Consider the following 17716-nt stretch of genomic DNA (forward strand, 5'->3'; position numbering starts at 1 on the left):
CGGCCGTGACATTCGCGGGCCGACCGCTCCTGGCCACCCCGTTCCTGTCCTCGGAACCGTGTCAAACCCGCCGTAGTGGGCATCCTTCACTCAGGACGCTCGACCGACGGACCACCGCCGCTCCCCTCGGGGCCGTGGCGGCAGGCCCACCGCCACCGTCGAAGGAGCTCTCATGTCGACCGTCAGAGCCCTCTCCGTCACCTCGCGCGCCGCCGCCCAGGACCCTTCCGCGGTGGACCCGCCGGGTTCGGCGGCCTTGACGCGCCGGGCCGCGCTCGACGGGCTTCCCGAGCCGGCACACCCCACTGCCGTATCCACGGATGAGGCCCGCACGCTGTCCGTGTCGCTCTTCGCGCGACTGCGGGAGCTGGACGAGGGAACCCCGGAGTACTCCTACGTCCGCAACACGCTGGTGGAGCTCAACCTCAGCCTGGTCAGGTTCGCCGCCCGGCGGTTCAGGAACCGTGCCGAGCCGACGGAGGACATCGTCCAGGTCGGCACGATCGGCCTCATCAAGGCGATCAACCGCTTCGACCCCGGCCGGGGCATCGACTTCTCCTCCTTCGCCCTCCCCACCATCACCGGCGAGATGAAGCGCTTCTTCCGCGACACCAGCTGGGCGCTCCACGTCCCACGACGCCTCCAGGAACTGCGGATGGACCTGGCGAAGGCCGCCGACACCCTGGAGCAGCGCCTCGGCCACCGTCCCACCCGGGCCGAGATCGCCACCTACCTGCACCTCACGGTGGAGGACATCGCCCAAGGCCAGCTCGCGGCCCACGCCTACACCGCCCACTCCCTGGACATACCCGCGAGCGACGAGGACGCCGGCCCCGGCGCGAGCGCCCGGCAGCTCGCGACCACGGAACCCTCCTACGAACTGGTCGAGTCCCTCACGGCGCTCCGCCCGCTCATCGCCCTGCTCGACGCCCGCGACCGGCGCATCCTCGAACTGCGTTTCGGCGAGGAACTCACCCAGGCCGAGATCGGCCGACGCCTCGGCCTCTCCCAGATGCACGTCTCGCGTCTGCTCAGCCGGGTCCTCGGCGAACTCAGGACGGGCCTGCTCCAGGACGACGTCGCGGTGGACGGGACGGACGACTGACCTCCAGCCACACCATCTTGCCCCCGGCCCCTTCGCCTGGCTGCCCCGGGCACCGGCCAGCCGCTCCACGCACCGTCAGCCCGTGCGCACCCGGCAGCCGGGCGAACGGCCCACCGGACGACAGGCCCCCCGCCGCTCACCGCCCTATGATGGGTGGGACCGCGGAAACCGGGACTCGGGTCCGGGACTCGGGTCCGGGTCTCGCGAACAACGTGCAGGGACGGCAGGTGAATCCTCCCCGTCACCTCCACGGCAGTCCGGCTTGTGGCTGCTCGCTCAGTTCCGTCGGTTCCGTCCGGATGCTCCGGCGGCGCCCCACTCGCTCGACACCCTGTCGGAGCGGCTCGCGCTGCAGGGGCCTGCCCGCCCTCGCCCTGCCGGCATGACGGTGGGGTGACGGTACGGTCCGACGATCGACGCCGGGGGGCTCATCCGTAAGGAGGCCTGGTGGTGAAAGCCGTTCAGTACACGCAGAGCAACCGGATCGTCGAGCTGATGCGGCGGCCCGCGGAACAGCGCGACGCGGAGTGGGTGAAGGACGCGGTACAACAGGCGGTCCTACTGGAACTCGCCACGCTCCCGCCGTACCTGTGCGGCATGTGGTCGATCGACACCACGGGCGGAGGAGACACCCAGGTCTTCCGCGCCCTGCGCACGATCGTGTTCGACGAGATGTCGCACCTCGGCCTCGCCTGCAATCTGCTCACCACCGTCGGCGGTTCCCCTCGTCTCGCGGACGAGGCGCTGGTACCGGCGTACCCAGGCCCGCTGCCCGGGGGTGTACGGCCCGAACTCACCGTCTTCCTGAGCGGGCTGACGAAGGACTCGGTCGCCATGTACGCGAGCATCGAGGAGCCCGACGACCCGATCGTGCGGGCGGCCCCGGCGTACACCTCGATCGGAGCCTTCTACACCGCGATCCTCGACGCCCTGCGTGCGAGCCCGCACATGATCACGGGGGTCCGGCAGGTGAGCAGGGACATGTCGCACCACGGCTCGGGGAACAGCCTCGTGGCCCTCACCACGCTCGGCGCCGTCGAGACGGCCGTCGCGGTCATCAAGGAGCAGGGCGAGGGGACGTCCGTGTCGCCCCAGAACCCGCACCCGAACGAGGCGGCGTCGGGCGAGCTGGCCCACTACTACGCCTTCCTGGAAGTCGTGCACGGACGCAAACTGATCCACCCGCCCGGCCATCCTGACGTGTGGGACTTCCAGGGCCCGCCCGTCCCGATGCCTCCTGCCCTCCCCATGGGGACCGTGCCGCAGGGGGGCTGGCCACGGACGGGCCCCGGCGCGCCCGCCGCCGACGTGACGGCCCTCCTCGACAAGTGCAATCGCGTCTACAGCGACATGCTGAGCCTCCTCGAACAGGCGTGGGCGCAGGACGACCCTGCCCAGGCCACGGACCTGCTGGACGACGCGGTGGTCAAGATGTTCGGGCTGAAGGCGCCCGCCCGCGAGTTGATGAAGCGTGCTCTGCCCGACGGCAGCGGCAAGAACTACGGACCGGAGTTCCGTTACGTGGCTCCCTGAGTCTGTCCGCCCGGTCCCGCGCTGTCGCTCCTCAGGGTGTGCGCGCGCCGCCACGGACGTGCAGCGTCGTCGTGCTCGGGCGGTGCGCGCCGTCCCCTTCGTAGGCGACGACGATCTCCTGATCGCCCGTCGGCGGGGCCGCCGTGCGCAGCGTCGCCAGGCCGAGCTCGTCCAGGAGGACCGTGCCGAGGGACACCCCGTCCGCGGTGAAGGTGACCCTGCCCCGGGGCGCGGGTCCGCCGGCGACGGCCCGGGCGACGCGGACCGTGAGGACCGCGTATCCGTCGGTCGCGGTCACCGGGGAGTCCTTCGGGGTCGAGGAGTACGAGCGGGCGGTCGGCGGAGCGACGACGAGGGTGCCGTCGCGGGTGACCCGGAAGCCGCTGCACACGCCGTGCGCGGTCCGTGGCTGGTAGCCGCTCGCGGGAGCGAGGACGGCGGTCAGTCCACGGGGGTTACCGGGCAGGCCGTCGAGGGCCGCGATGCCGACGAGGTCGCTGTCCGCGTCGGCGGCGCCGAGCGCCACGGGGAACCCGCCCACGACGAGCGTGCGCGTGCCGCGCCCCGTCAGGAACGCGTCGCAGGACGGGTCGTAGTCGACGTTCCCGTCGGCACGGACGGTGTACGAGAAGTCGGCGGCCAGACCGGGTGCCGCGTGGAAGGTGTACCCGGCGGCCGGAAGCAGCGTGAGCCGGTGCACGGTGTCCGGGGACAGGAAGGAGCCCATGCCCGCGTCCGGCACGCCGACCGGCAGCAGGCCGTGGGAGAGGGACCGGCCGTCGACCGTGACGGTGCGTCCCTGGATCGTGAGAGTGCTTCCGGTGGCCTCGGCGACACCGGCTTCCGTGGCCTTCAGCGTGAGCTGGACCTGCCCGTCGGGCGCGACGGAGAAGGCGAGGGCACCGACGGAGGTGCCCGCCTCGACCAGCAGCCGGTAGGTCGCGGAGGGCAGCAGGCGCAACTCGTGGACGCGGTCCGAGGACAGCGGACCGGCGCCCGGCAACTCCGGCGTGAGCGGGTGGTCCAGGGCCCTGGCGTCGAGGGTGACCGGCACGCCGCGCACGGTGAGGTGGTGCCCGCCGCGGCCGTCGAGGAAGGCGTCGTGCTCGGGTGCGAAGTCGAGGGTTCCGTCCTCGCGTACGTCGAACGTGACGACGGCCGTCGTGCCGTCGCCCAGACGCAGCCCGTAGCCCGTGCCCGCGGGCAGCGCCACCTCAGGCGGCGGTACGGCGGCCCCGTCGACGAAGCCGTCCCAGGCGCTGCCCCCGGTCCCGGAGTCGGCCCCGGTGCGGGAACCGTCCCCCGCGCCGTATCCGTCCCGGAAGACCGCGACGAGGGGGAACGTCAGCTGTGAGGTGTCGATGGTGATGGACGGCATCGGCTCTCCCGGGAAGGGGCGGACGGGTCAGGGCAGGGGAAAGCCGCTCAGAACGGGGTGGTTCCCTGGATCTCCAGGCGCGGCACGGTCTCGATCCGGGTCGGCGTGCGGGCGGGCCGCAGTGGCACGCCGGTGATCCGCTCCCACCGCAGGATCCGCCGGTCCCAACCGCCGGACAGGAGCTCTGACCCGTCCCGTGTCGTCGTCATGCCCCAGACAGCGGTGATGTGCGCGGTGAGGGCCGCACCGATACGCTGCCCGGTCCGGTCCCAGCGGTGCAGCGTGCCGTTCGAGCAGGCCGCCGTGATCTCGCCGTCCCCCGTGAGCAGCACGCACCGCACCGGGGCCCCCGCCACGAGCGGCGCACCGACGGGCCGGTCCGCACCGCGGTCCCACCGGCGCACCGTGCCGTCCAGCCCGCCGGAGGCGAACTCCCGCCCGTCGGGGCCGATCGCGAGCGACTGCACCGGACCGTCGTGTCCGCGCAGCGGCTCGCCGAGCGGCGTGCCGGCCGTACGGTTCCAGCGCCGTACGGTGCCGTCCTGGCCGGCCGTGACGATCAGGTCGTCGCCGGGGGCGACGGCCACCGCTCGCACCGCGCCGAAGTGCCCGCGCAGTGGTTCGCCGAGCGGGCTCCAGGTCGTCCGCTCCCAGCGGCGGACCGTGCCGTCCCGGGAAGCGGTGACCAGTTCGTGGCCGTCGTGGGTGCGGGCCAGGCCGAGGACCGGCGCGGCGTGGGCGGCGAGGCGTTCGGCGAGGGCCGCGCCGGTCGGCCGCTCCCAGCGCCCCAGCGTGCCGTCGGCGCCCCCGGTGACGACCTCCAGGTCATCGGGCGTCAGCACCATCGCCCAGATGGTCCGCTTGGCGTGCAGAGCGATCGGACCGGCCAGTTGCAGCCCGGTCAGCCGCTCCCAGCGGAACATCCTTCCGTAGCAGTCCACGCCGACGATCTCCGCGTCGTCGGAGGTCAGGGCGATCACCGACACATCCGTGCGGATGTCGAACCCGGACCCCTCGATCCGGGACGCCTCGGTCCCGAACCGATGGGTCCGGAGCGCCTCGGTTCCCGCGTTCCCGGTACGGATCCGTCCCAGCCGGGGGAGCGGGCTGCCCCGCCCCGCATTCACCGCTGCTCCTTCGGCGGTACGGCTCCGTCGAACGCGAGGGCGCTGAAGGCCTCGCCCCGCCCGGCACGCACACGGCGGCCCACCCACTGGAAGACCCGGCCGTCCTCGCCGCGTGCCACCACCGGCACGCGGGTGACGGTCACTCCCGACCGGGGGATCTCCTCGTCGCGGAACGACACCCGCTTCACCTCCGGCTCCAGGATCCGTCCGGCCGCCTTGACCTGTGGCAGCCGCGTGCCGTTCTCCGCGAAGCGGGGAATCTGCCCGCGCCGCAGGCAGACGGCGGCCGATCCCGCCTCAAGGGGCACCGGCACGAGCGGGATCCAGTGCGCCGGCACGGGGGTGAGCAGCCGGTAGGCGAGCGCCGCCGGGTCGGTCGGTGGCACCTGCGGATCCGGGTCCGGTGGCTCGTCGGCGCGCACCCGTGGTCTGCCGGTGGCGCTCTGCACGATCCGTTCGATCGCGAAGCCCAGGTTGGCCATCTCGTCGCGGGCGAACAGCACCTCCTCGACGGCCGTGCCCTCCAGCCGAGCCGAAGCGGTCGGCAGCAGCGGCAGCAACGGCGGCCCGGGCTTGCCGTCCTGGGCGTTCGTCAGCCGGAACACCGACCAGGCGTCGTGCTCGGCCGGTCCGACCACCGTGGTCTCCTCGAAGGTGTCGACGACCGTGAGCCCGGAGATCCGGTGGAGCGCGCTCGTGGCCAGTTCCAGCGGGATCATCCAGTGGTCGTTGCCGTAGATGTTCGCGAACTCGACGACGAGGAGCCGGGCCAGGTCCGGCACCCCCGCCCCGACGGCGGGCAGATTGACCCGCGCGTCCTCGAACTCCCACCAGCGGTCCGCCGGCATGCCCGGATACGTGACCCGGGTGGGCAGTACGCCCTTGGCCGTGCCACCGGTCGGCGCGGGCAGCGGCGTCGTACCGACGTCGAGGTCGAAGTGGTACGCGTCGGCGGCGCCCCCGGTGAACTCGGGGGCCGTCAGTGTCACCGCCCGGCCGCCCGGCTCGGCCGTGACGGAGAACCGGTGCTCCAGCCGCTCCCGGGCCCAACTCGACGGCGCCGGTGGCCCGTACCGCTCGGCGAACCACTCCAGCCAGAGCTCCGCCGCCTTGTCGAACGCGGTCTGCTGCGCTCCGGAGAGCCCCGGAGGCCGCCAGCCGTCGTCCAGGTGCCCGGCGAGCGCGACCCCGTCGGGCGCCCGGCCCGCGAGCACCGCGCGCAACGCCCGCCCGCCGGGGTCGCGCCGAAGCGGATCCTCCTCCGGCTGCGCGGGCGGCCGGGGCAGCGGCGCCTTCGCCAGCACCGCCGCGTCGATCTGCTCCAGGACGGTGTCCGACAGGCTCTGGGTGCGCAGCGTGTCGAGGAAGCGCCGGCCGGCCCGGGCGGAGGCCCGCAGGGGCAGCGCCTTCACCGTCTCGCCGGGCGCGCCCCCCGCCTCCGCGAGGAACTCCAGCGGAACGCCCTTCGGCAAGGGGATGTCCGCCCCGGCACCCGACGGCCGGAACGCGCCGAGCGGAGTGCTCTCGGTGGCGATCTCGCACCACACCGGCGAGCCGCCGTCCTCCCCCGCGAACTCCGCCAGCTGCCACTGCCGGGCGAGCATGAACAACGGGTCGGCCACCCGGGCGGCCAGCGACTCGTCGAGCTGCCCGCCGGTGCCGCTCGGCCGTACCACCGGCTCCAGGCGGTGGTACTGGTTGAAGGCCATGACGTCGAACATCGTCAGGACTCCTTCTTGATCAGTTGCTCCATCACGTCGGCCAGGTCCGGCCGTTTCATGATGTTGAGGAGGTGCACCGAGGGCTGCGTCCCCATCGCCCCCTCGGGCAGATACGCGGCCGGCAGGTAACGCCCCAGCCAGCCCAGCGCGTCCAGGTCCACGAGCCGTAGTTTCGCCAGGTCGAACGCCTCGTCGACGGTGGCGGCCAGCACGTCCGGAGTCCACGGCACGCCCACCACCGGCGGCACCGCGACCAGCACCGCCTGCGGAGCCCGCGCCCCGGGGGCGTCGTAGTGGAACGTGGCGCCCGCCGTGTGCCGCTGAGCGGGGATCAGCTCCGCCCACGCGTCGACGACGAGCACGGCGGCCTTGCCCGTGCCGAGCGGCTGCGCGGGGCCGTGCACCAGCAGACCGGTGGCCGGACTGTCCTCGTCGGCGGGTTCGCGCAGGGCGCCCACCCACCGGTCGCCCGACGTGAAGGGCACCTGCCCGATCCGCAGGGCGTAGCCGGTACCCGTCGCCGCGGCACCGGTGTGCAGCAGCAGATCCGCCAGGGCGCCGGTGCCCGGCCGCACCGTGCCCATCAGCTCCGCCCAGTCGCCCGGCACGAGCAGGGGGTCGCCGCCGCGGTCGAGCCCGGAGCCGAACGAGGCGTCCAGCGCACCGGTGGGGGGCGCGGCCGACCGGCCCACGGCCCGGAACCCGGATCCGAACACCGCCTCCAGGACCTCGGCCGCGGCCCCCGGTCCGCCCTCCGTCGTCTCCTGCTCGGCGAGCCGGATCCGCTCCTTCGCCTCGCGCAGCGCGGCGGCCAGCTGGTCTGCCCGCTCGTCGGCCGGTCCGGTCGGCGGCCCGGTCACCCCGTAGGCGGCGAGGCTCTCCAGGTTCGCCGCGCCCACCGCCGCCCGCAGGCCGGCGAGGGCCTTCCGCGCGCGGTCCGAGAACTCCGGGTCCGCGGCAGGCGAAGGCGGATTGTCCGCGGGTGCCAGGTCGGCCGTGGTGCCCGGCCGGGCGGCCGCGAGCACGGCCGCGACCGAGGCACCGAGCGCCTCCAGCTGGGCGATGTCCACGGTGGTACGGGGCCAGCCCGAGGCCCGGCCGGGAAGCAGGACGGGGACGGCGTCGCCGGGCACGGTCGACGGCCGCTGCGGCAGGAGCTCCTGCTCCACCACGGTCCGCAGCCGGCCCGCCGCGGCGAGCGCCACCACGTCCAGGGCGCAGTGCCGGGTGAGCGGCCACGTGTGCTCGGTGACCGTGCCCGTCCCGGCCTCCTGGCCGGGCCGCAGCCACGCGGCGCGCAGCCTGATCCGGGGGGCGGCCCCGAGCTGGTGGCCGGCCCAGGTGTCCAGCAGGGGTTCGGCCTCGGCCCTCGGCCGTGCGGTCTGCTCGGCGCCGTCCCAGCCCGCCGCGCGGGGCGAGCCCTCCGGGACCACGACGAGGACCCGGTGGTTCACCGGGATGCCGCGCCGAGGCGTGTCGAGCACCTGGGGCCGTGGCGGCGGCTGCCCGCCCGCGGCGAGGGAGTCCAGCGTGGCACCGGCGCGGTCCGGATTGCCCTGGGTCAGCTGGTGGACGCTCTCGGCGAGCAGCAGGTCCCCGACGGCGTCGAGGTCGTCGCGGAGCGCGGTCAGATGGCGCCGTACGGCCCCTTCCTCGGCGGGGGTCATCGGCGAGCCGCCCGAGTTCGCCCGCAGGTACGCGACGACCTCGTTCGCGGTCACCCCGGCGAGCCGTGCGCCGTCCGTGACGTCGTGGGCACCGATGAACTCCTGCGCTCCCGCGGCCGGGTGCTGGACGCTCTGCACCGACCACCTGGCCCGCAGGGGAGCGATGAACCGGTCCAACTCCAGGGGAGCGTCGGCCAGTTCCCGTTCGTCGTGCAGCCGCCGTTCGAGCCGGTAGCCGAGCAGGGCCCCCAGCGGCTGGCCCTGGGCGACACCGTCGAGGACGGTCATGGCCACCCGCATCCGCCGCGAGGACAGGTCGACCGCGAAGGCACCGGCGTCGCCCGGGTGCGACAGGTTGCCGCTGTGCAACACGGCCGCGGTGGCGGCCTGCGGCAGCGAGGGCGCGAGCACCCAGCCCCGGCTGCGCGGCACGCTGACGGGCGTCAGGTTCTCCACCCAGCCGTACGCGCCCAGCTGCACCCCGGTCGGGCGGCGGCCCGGCCGGCGCAGCGCGTGGAGGCGGGCGGTGGCGAGGGATCCGATCCAGGCGTCGAGCCGGTGGGAGACGAGATCGAGGCACTCGCCGAGCAGCCGCTCCATGGCGGCGAAGGGATCCTCCTTGCGGCCCTGCCAGGTCTTCACCCGGCCGGCCAGGTACTGCAACGCGGCGTCGATCTCCGCCAGGCGCACGCTCCAGGGCCGCTCCGTGCCCAGCAGGCCGAGGACACCGTTGCGCCGGGTCGCCGCCTCGAAGACCTGCCCGGCCATGGAGGCACGGGCGTCGAGAATGGTCCGGTACACGGTCGAGCCGCGATCGGCCCCGCCGTCCGCTACGGTCGTCGGCGCGGACAGCGCCATGATCTTGCCCAGGGTGAAGGGACGGGCGAGCAGCTTGGCGCTGGTGAGGGTGTTCAGCTCGTGCGTGGGGTTGAGCAGGGCGTCGGCGAACCGCAGCCGGGGCCACAGCGCGTCCGGGTCGCGGACTCCGGAGGCGGCCCGCCCGTACTCCAGGTTCGCGGTGTGCCGCAGGAGCGCCTCCAGGAGGGTGCGCGCCTCCTCCTTGCGGACCGTGAGCTTGAGCAGTTCGAAGCGCTCGACGACGGCGTTGAGGAACCCGATCAGGTCGTCCACCGGGTCGGTGCCTTCGGACACCTTCGCCGGACGGACGTACGGCAGCCACAGCCGGGTGGCCGCGCCGTTGACCTGGTGGCTGATCTTCGGCCGGTAGCCGATGCCGAGCGCCGCGTTGAGGGCCTGGGAGTGCCGGTCCTCCGGGGTGTCGCCGACGCAGTACCCGGTGCTGCCGAAGCTGATGCCGCTCATGCTGAGCGAGGCGTCCTTGAAACAGGCCAGCAGCCCGCCCTGGACGGAACGCACCGACACCGTCCGCGACACCGGCGCCATCCCGAGGGCGCGCAGCACGTCACGTTCCGGCTTGGGCAGCGTGAGGCTCTCCCCGGGCTGGTCGGGGCCGCCGACCCGGGGCAGTGTGCCGACGCCGACCTCCCAGAACGGGCGCAGCACGCCGAGGACGCGGTGCAGCCCCCTCAGACCCGTCGGCTCGTGCCCGTCGGGCTGCCAGCGCGCGGTGGCGGTGACCGGCAGCACCCCGTACGGCTGCCTGCCGACCCGCAGCACAGGGAGCGGCCCCCGGGCCCGTACGTTCTCGTAGTAGTGGCGGCGCAGCCAGGACCGGTCGACGGTGAGCTCCGTGCCTCCCCGGTCCTTCTCCAGGAGTTCGTCCAGGTAGAAGTCGCCGGTGGCGCTCCACAGGGCCATCTGCAGGGCGCGCGCGTCGGCCTGCTCCGGCTCGTCGGCGCCGGGCAGGGCCGTGAGCGCGGACACCGGAATGCCGAACGCGGCAGCGAGGCGGGAGCAGTTCGCCCACTCGTCGGGCGTCGCGGCGGGGCCGGACGCGCCGAGCAGCCGGTCCACGTCCGGGGGCGTCGGTGCGGAACCGGCCTCGTCCCGGGTGTTGTTGGTCGCCGTGCCCTGCCGTACGAACGCCGCCTCGCCGTCCCCGTCCCGGCCGGCCAGCAGCCGGGTGAGCCGCTCCGCCGAAGCCTCGGGGTCGAGGGAGCCGGACACTCCGAACGCGACCACCCGGGTCAGCAGCGGTTCCCGGGCCGGCTCGTAACCCTCCCGGTCCAGCGGCACGGTGACGGCGAGCCCCTTCTCCTCCGCCTCGGAGAACTTCGTCAGCCAGCGCAGCTCCGGGTCGAGGTGCGGTCCGCCCTCCGCGGGCGTCGCGTCCGGGTCGGGCCCGACCTGCACGACGTCCGGGACCGGCTTGCCCTCCTTCTCACCGACCGGCACGTCGCCCTGGTACGCCCGTACGACGAAGAGGTCCGGCAGGGTCGAGGCGGTCGCCGCCCGGTTCCAGCCCCGCCCGCGGACCGGGACCTCGGGCCAGGACGGCTCCGGATCCGGGGCGGAGTCGGACAGGGGCGACGGCGGCCGGGTGTCCGAGACGGGGGTGAGCAGCCGTACGAGCCAGCGGGCCCGCTGCGTACCGAGGGCGCCCGACAGCTGCCCCCAGGCGGCGAGGAGCAGCCGGGCCCGGTCCCCGTCCGCGTTGTCGCTGCGGCCGGCCCGCCACACCGTCCGCCAGTAGCGGCGGCCCTGCTCCACCTCGCCCGCGGTGGGGTTCGGCTCGTGCGACTCGACGTGGATGTCGTCGGGGAAGATCCGTACGAGCAGTTTGTCCTGGCCGCCGTCCCTCCGTACCCGGGTCTCCAGCCGTACGGGCAGGAGCAGCAGGGGAACTTCGGGATCCAGGCCGGCGAGCAGCGGGGCGAAACCCCTCCCGGCGAAGGCGCGCACGCCTTCGTCCAGGGCACCTCGGGCCGTGCCGAGGCGGCTGAAGGCGTCCTGCCGGTCGGTGGCGGTGGCCCGGGTGCCGAGGAGCGCGCGGTGCTCCTCGGCCTCGGTCACCGCCCGGCGCAGTGCGCCGAGATCGGTCATGTGTCGTTCTCCTCAGGGGGACAGGAGTCGTGCGGCCGGCAGGACGACCCTGACGGGCTGCTGGAAACACTGGCGGGCGGTCCCCGCGGCGCTCGCGCCCCACACGAGACCGTCGTGGGCGACGTTGGTCCGCAGGTGCCCCGGGGCGTGGGTCGCGTCCAGATAGGCCTCCTTGGAGTCGAAGAGATGACTCCAGTCGAGGTTGTTCCAGTCGTCCGCCGTGCTGGGGGTGTGGGGCGGCGCGGTGTAGGGGCGGCCCCAGACCCCGGGCGCGGGAGGGTCGGTGAGCGCGTTGTCCGGCGGGTCGTCGAGCCCGAACCGGGGCTCGGTCGGCTGCTCCGCGATCACGAAGCACCAGGGCGAGGCGAGGAGTTCGGTCTTCGTGAGGTCGAAACCGATCATGGCCGTGTCGGGATCCAGGCCGCCCCGGAAGATCGGATGGCGGGCGTCGGCTTCCTTCGGTTCGGTGCCGAGGAGTGGAGCCGCGTAGATGATCGCACCGGGGTAGCGGCGCAGCAGGGCGCTGCGCAGCACCAGGACGACCCGGTCGGGCGGCGGGATCAGATGCGTCCCGAGCGTCAGGTCGCGCTTCCATGTGTGCAGGGGCGGCAGATCCGTCGCCTGCCCCCAGAACGAGGCGAAGTACGTGCCGCGCTGGTCGGTCGGGTACTCGCGCCAGCGCAGCTCGCGCGCGAACTCGTGGTTGGCCCCGGCCATGTACGCGGCGACGAAGGGGGCGTTGGTGAGGGCGAGCACCGCCGTGTCGGCCGGAATGTGCTGGAGACCGGCGAACATCCACTCGGTGGACTGAGCCGACAGCGGCGGCCACATGGGGTCGCCGAAGACCGGCGCCCACTGCACCGGGACCTCCGGATCGGTGCCCGCGGGCCGCTCGACGAGGGTGTCGACCACGGCGGGCACGGTGACCGCGGGGTCCGTCAGATCCACGATCTTCTGCTGGGCCTGCAGGGCCGGGAACGGGTCCCGCGGCGGGATCGCCGGCGCCTGCGACGGCCCGAGCACCCGGTCGTGCGCCTGGACCACCATGTCCTTGACGTCCTCGGGGCGGGTGTCGAGCACGGCCGGGGCGGGCAGCAGCTCGCTCTGTTGCGCCAGCGGGCCCGGATGGGTGAAGACCCCGAGGCCGAGACTGCCGGTCGTGTGCCACGTGCCGATGAGGTCCTTGAGGCCGTCGGCCGTCCACGGTTCCTGCTCGGGGCCGGGTCCCTCGCCCGTGACCCGCAGCTCCCCGGAGCAGTCCGCCCACCAGAGCTCGGTGGTCGGATCGGCCTCGCACCAGTCCCAGCTGCCCGGACAGCCGCCCCGGAACGTGCCGTGGTGGTCGGCGGACTGCCAGGTGCCGGTGAAGACGCCGTCGGAGCTGATGTTTTCCGGGCTCCAGGTGCCGGTGCACACGCCGCGCCAGGTGCCGTGTTCCGCGCGGGACTCCCAGGTGCCGGTGTACAGGGCGATCCAGGTCGGGTCGCCGCCGTCCTGCCCCGGGTCGTTGCTCCATGTGCCCTCGTAGGCGCCCTTCCAGACGCCCGACCGCCCGCCGCCCATGTCCCAGCCGCCGGCGCACTGTCCCCGCCACACTCCCGCGGGATCGCCCACGCCCGCCCCGTCCCACAGCCCGTCGAACGCGCCGGTGAACCGGCCCGTGGCCACGGCGGCGGCGGACGCGTCGGAGAACAGGCCCAGTCCGGCCGGACCGCTCCGGCCGCTGGGGAAGACCAGATCGCCGTGCGGGGTGACCTTCGTCAGCGCCAGGAAGTCCTGGGGGACCGCGACCTCGGGCAGCGCCGAGAGCCGGAAGGCGCGGTTGAGTGAGACCGCGGCGAGCGGGCGGGTGGCGGCGAGCTGCTCGGTGGTGACCGCGCGCTGCACGGAGCGCCGGGCCGCCTCGGTCGCGACCTGCCGCCACGCGTCCGGCGCCCCGTCCTCGGGGGCGAAGACCTTGCGTACCGCGGCGAGCCGCTCCGGGGCCACGACCCGCTCCGGCGCGACGGCGAACGCCACCGCGCCGTCCGGATCCCGCCGGGGCACCGCGAGGCCGGTGGGGGAACCGGCGACGGAGGCGAGCACGGTGGCGAACGGCGGCTGTGGATCGTCCGCCGCCCGCCCGGCGATGAGCCCGACCCGCCGGCTGAGCACGCCCATCGGGCGCACCGCGCGGTGGAACTCCACGGTCGCCATGGCGTTCGGCAGCAGACTCGACCGGATCGACGACCACAGCGTGGTGTCCGCGGTCAGCGCGAGACGGCTCTGCAGGGGAGTGGCCAGGCGCAGGACCTCGTCGGCGGAGAGCGGTCGTACGTGCCGCAGATGCAGCCGGCCGCCGACCAGCCGGGCGAACCGGGCCAGGTCGAGCAGCCGGTTGGCGGCCTGTACGTCGGCGAGCTGCCGCCACGCCGAGGCCATGAGCTGCTCCTGGTCGGCCTGCACGGCCCGGGCACCGAGCCCGGCGGCCACCCTCCAACGAGGATCGAGGTTCAGGGTGTCGAGCCAGCCCGAGGACGCCGGGACGGCGCCTTTCCGCAGCGCGTGGAAGCCGCCGTACAGCGGGGGCAGGACGTCGGGGTCCTCGTCCCCCGAGCCGTCCCCCACCGGCACCAGCGCCTTCGCGAGCCGCTGCTGCCACTCGGCGCTCGGTTCGCCGACCGGCCACGGGTCGCGCGCCGGGGCGTTCGGGTCGCGCAGGGCGCTCTCCACCTCCTGGACGACGGGCCCGGGGCCGGTCGCGAAGAGCCCGGGGCGGCTCACGTCGAGCGGCCGCCGGCCAGCGCGCGGCGGCAGCGGGCGGGCCCGCAGCCGGTCGGCCAGCGTCTCGAAGTCACCGCCCTCGCCGGCGGAGAACGTCCAGGAGAAGTAGACCGGCAGTTCGCTGCGGGCCCCCGGAGTCCAGGCGGGCGCGAGAGTCCCGCCGGCGACGTCCTTGCCGAGCCCGGCCAGACGTCCCACCTCGAAGGAGGGGACCAGACAGGCGGTGTAACCGGTGTGAGCCAGCAGCCGGCGAGGAGCGAGCAGCCGGGAGACCGACCGGCGGGGGTCGGTCTCGTGCCCCGGCAGGGTCTGTGCGTGGGCCCACAGGTGCAGTGAGGCCGGATCGGGCAGTTCGGTCCCGTCGACCCGCAGCACGGGCAACGGGACGCCCGGCTCCCGCTGCGGCCGGCCCGCCGCGAACGGTACGCAGACCAGGGCGAGCCACGGCCGCAGGGCGCCCGCCGCTCCCGGCGCCAACGGGGTGAACAACCAGGGCAGTTCGGCACGCTCGAACTCCAACATCGGGAACCTGGTGGTCTCCGCGTCCGGGGTGCCGGGCAGCGGGAAGAGCCGCACGATCTCCTTGTGATCGATCGCCCGCACGTCACCCGGCCCGTACAGCCGCAGCGGCGGGACCGGAACCGGCTGCGCGGGGCGGCCGTTCACCGACGCGGTGGCCGCGAGCGAGCCCCGTACGGGCACCGTGTTGACCAGGGTGTCGGGGTCGGTGAGCGAGGCGGCGGCCCCGGCCCGCTCCCAGGACGCGAAGGTGTACGTGGTCATGGCCTCACCTCGTGTGCGGGCACGACCTGGTGCAGCGCGGACCGGCCCGACACGGTCTTCAGCTGGGCTGTGGCTTCGGTGAAGGTGGCCTTCCGGAGGAAACCGCCGGCCTCCTTGAGGGTGCCGGTGTGGACGATCGCGTACGTCCGGTCCTTCAGGACCGACGTGATCGGCGGAGTCACGTACCGGCTGCGCAGTTCGTGCACGAGGCTGCGGCCGACCGCCCCCCACGGCAGTGCGGCCGTCAGGGCGGCGTCGGTGATCACCCACCGCGCGCCCGGGGTGAGGACGGTGCCGCCGAGCCACTTGGTCTCGTACTCCACCGGCACCGAGTACCGCGGGGCGGTCGCCGAGGACGCGGGAGGGGTCAGTTCGCTGCCCGAGCGCAGCCGCTCGAAGGCGGGCTGGGTGAGCTTCTCGTCGTCGGTGAGATCGAAGAAGTCGGCCCGGGCGAAGTCCTCCTCGACGGGCTTCACGACGCCTGCCCCGGCGGAGAATCCGACCGTCACGCCGAACGTGGTCGGCGCGGGGAGCCGGCCCGGTCCGAACCGGACCACCACCGTGTCCAGCGGAACCGTGCGCTGGCTGAAGCGGAGTCGGCCGAGCGGGTGCAGCAGCCGTCCCCCGGCGTCGTCGGAACGCAGCGACACCATCGTGCGCGCCCCCTCCGGGAGCACCGGTTCCCAGCTCCGGGGGTCCTTCAGCGCTTGCTCAAGGAGTCGGCCGACGTCCGGCGGCGGCGGGGCCTTGGCCTCGCCGGTGCAGTTCCAGCGTTCGTCGAACGGGAAGCTGACATCGAAGAACAGGAAGGACACGCTGGCCCGTCCGGCGACGTTCCAGCAGGGCGTCGGCCCCTCCACGTGGACACGCAGCCCGACCGAGCAGAGCGTCTCCCCGGCGAAGCGCAGCGCGAAGGAGCCGCCGAGGTCGAGCATCACACCGAAGCTGGGCTCCCAGCGCACCAGGGCGTCGAAGGAGAGCCGCCCGGACACGCCGGTGCTGCGGGAACCGATGACGGCGGAGAGCTCGGCGCCCGCCTGGACGGTGCCGGGGGTGAGGGCGAAGTACCCGGTGAAGACGATCCGCAGCAGCGGGCTGTCCGCGATCGGGATCGTGAGGCGCTTCGGCGTCGGGAACCCCGCCGGCGGGGTGAACCGCGGGTGGAAGCCGCCGGCGCTCAGGATGAAGGTCGCGTCCTGCCCGCTCTTGGCGCGCAGCGCGAGACCGCCGTCGATCGAGGAGGTCAGCAGCCGGGAACCCGCCAGGCTGGCATTGATCTCGACTAGCCCGTTCGCGGCGTCGACGACACCCGCGACCGAGGCCCGCAGATCGAGGATCGGAGCCTGCGGGGCGGGCAGCGCGACCCTGAGGCGGCCGAGGATTCCCACCACACCGCTGGGCAGCTCCAGGACCACCCCGACGTCCGCGGTGAGGAAGGAGACGGGACGGCCCCAGCCGAGCCGGAACATGGGCCCCACGACCGTGCTTCCCGGACGGGCGGGGAACACCGCACCCAGCGAGGCCAGGATGCGCGGCGCCGCGGCAGCCGCGTCCGCGGGGAAGAGCAGGTCGTCCAGGTGACCGGACTGGACGACCTCGGCGAGGCCCGCCCGGTCGAGCGCGCGGCCGATGCCGAGAAGACCACCGACGGCGTTCAGCGTGAAGGCGAGTCCCAGTTCGATGGCCGGAGTGAACTCGGCGCTCATCGCGACCAGGACCGACACCGGACGGGTGTCCAGGATCCCGAAGGCCTGCACCTCGACGACGCCGAGGCTGAGCGACAGCGCCCCCCGGTACTGGCCGTCGTGCTCGGCGAGGAACCCGCTGCCCTTCGCGGGGCCGACGGCGAGGGTGAGCCCGATGCCCTTCGGCGGCACCAGGGCCGCCGTGTACCCCGCGCCCGCCGGCTTGACCTCAAGGCCCGCGCCGTCCACCGCCGCGTCCGCGAGACCGAGCAGCGACGCCCGGAAGGACGCGTCGAGCCGGAGTCCGCCGTTCTGGGCGGACACGTACAGCGAGGGCGCGCGCACCCCGGACGGCGCCCCGCCCAGGGGGACCGCGATCCCCTTGCCGCTGCCGCCGCCCTCCAGGCGCAGTCCGTCCTTGCCGAGCGTGGCGCCCAGTCGGCCCTTGAGGACGAGGCCGCCGGGGACGAGGAGCTTCAGCAGCGCGTGGTCGGTGAGCGCGAAGTCGACACCGTCGGCCCGGAAGGTCAGCGAGGAGGTGTCGGGCGCGGCGGACGGCAGGGAGAGCACCAGGCTGACCCCGTCGCGTACGGCCAGGCCGGGGACGAGAGGGAGCGCGCCGGTCAGGACGAGGGAAAGGTCGATCTTCGGGGGCAGGGCCCCGACGAGGGGATTCTCCACGCCACCCGGCCCTGCTGTGAGGACCTGGTCGATGGCCAGCGCCCATCCCGGCGGGGACTGTCTGACGGCCGTCCGCAGCAGGTCGACGAGGACCGGCCATACGTCGCCCGGGGCCGCCACGTGCGGCAGAGCGAACCGTACGAGCAGCGCGTCAGCGGTCAGCGCGTCACCGGGAAGCCCGAGCGCCTGCGCGAGCCGCGTTCTGCGGTCGGCCTGGGGGAGGCCGGAGAGCAGCGGGAGCACCGGGTCGAGCCCCGCGCGGAGTTCGGCCGCCAACTGCGGCAGTGGACTTGCCATCAGCGGGCCGTG

Annotated in this window: 8 protein-coding genes; 2 read left to right on the plus strand and 6 right to left on the minus strand. The window is 74.1% G+C overall.

Features of this window, described 5'->3' with window-relative positions; translation table 11 throughout:
* The first annotated feature begins 172 nt into the window (after positions 1 to 172).
* Together ACFWWU_RS26905 and ACFWWU_RS26910 are read left to right on the plus strand one after the other, a co-directional pair.
* Positions 173 to 1105, plus strand: a complete 933-nt coding sequence (locus ACFWWU_RS26905; RefSeq protein ID WP_384148584.1) for a SigB/SigF/SigG family RNA polymerase sigma factor — start codon at positions 173 to 175, stop codon at positions 1103 to 1105.
* Between the two features lie 450 nt (positions 1106 to 1555).
* Entirely contained in the window at positions 1556 to 2638 is a 1083-nt protein-coding gene (locus tag ACFWWU_RS26910) for a ferritin-like protein (RefSeq protein ID WP_384148586.1), read from the plus strand.
* Positions 2639 to 2669: 31 nt separating this feature from the next.
* On the opposite strand, the gene ACFWWU_RS26915 is transcribed toward ACFWWU_RS26910, so the two are convergent.
* The 6 genes from ACFWWU_RS26915 to ACFWWU_RS26940 are packed head-to-tail and all read right to left on the minus strand — an operon-like array spanning position 2670 to position 17704.
* Positions 2670 to 4016 (minus strand): Ig-like domain-containing protein, encoded by a 1347-nt coding sequence (locus ACFWWU_RS26915; protein WP_384148588.1) that lies wholly within the window; start codon positions 4014 to 4016, stop codon positions 2670 to 2672.
* Positions 4017 to 4063: 47 nt separating this feature from the next.
* Positions 4064 to 5143, minus strand: coding sequence for a WD40 repeat domain-containing protein (locus ACFWWU_RS26920; RefSeq protein ID WP_384148590.1), 1080 nt, complete (start codon positions 5141 to 5143; stop codon positions 4064 to 4066).
* On the minus strand, positions 5140 to 6864 hold the full coding sequence (locus ACFWWU_RS26925; RefSeq protein WP_384148591.1) for a hypothetical protein: 1725 nt from the start codon (positions 6862 to 6864) through the stop codon (positions 5140 to 5142). Before ACFWWU_RS26925 ends, ACFWWU_RS26920 begins: the two co-directional genes overlap by 4 nt.
* 2 nt (positions 6865 to 6866) lie before the next feature.
* Positions 6867 to 11495, minus strand: a complete 4629-nt coding sequence (locus tag ACFWWU_RS26930; RefSeq protein ID WP_384148593.1) for a hypothetical protein — start codon at positions 11493 to 11495, stop codon at positions 6867 to 6869.
* A gap of 12 nt (positions 11496 to 11507) precedes the next feature.
* Positions 11508 to 15041: a hypothetical protein gene (locus tag ACFWWU_RS26935; protein WP_384148595.1), complete on the minus strand. Its 3534-nt coding sequence runs from the start codon at positions 15039 to 15041 to the stop codon at positions 11508 to 11510.
* Positions 15038 to 17704 (minus strand): DUF6603 domain-containing protein, encoded by a 2667-nt coding sequence (locus ACFWWU_RS26940; RefSeq protein ID WP_384148597.1) that lies wholly within the window; start codon positions 17702 to 17704, stop codon positions 15038 to 15040. Before ACFWWU_RS26940 ends, ACFWWU_RS26935 begins: the two co-directional genes overlap by 4 nt.
* Between the last annotated feature and the right edge of the window lie 12 nt (positions 17705 to 17716).

It is taken from the genome of Streptomyces sp. NPDC058650 (genome assembly GCF_042717315.1).
In the GTDB taxonomy this organism is placed as follows: Bacteria; Actinomycetota; Actinomycetes; order Streptomycetales; family Streptomycetaceae; genus Streptomyces.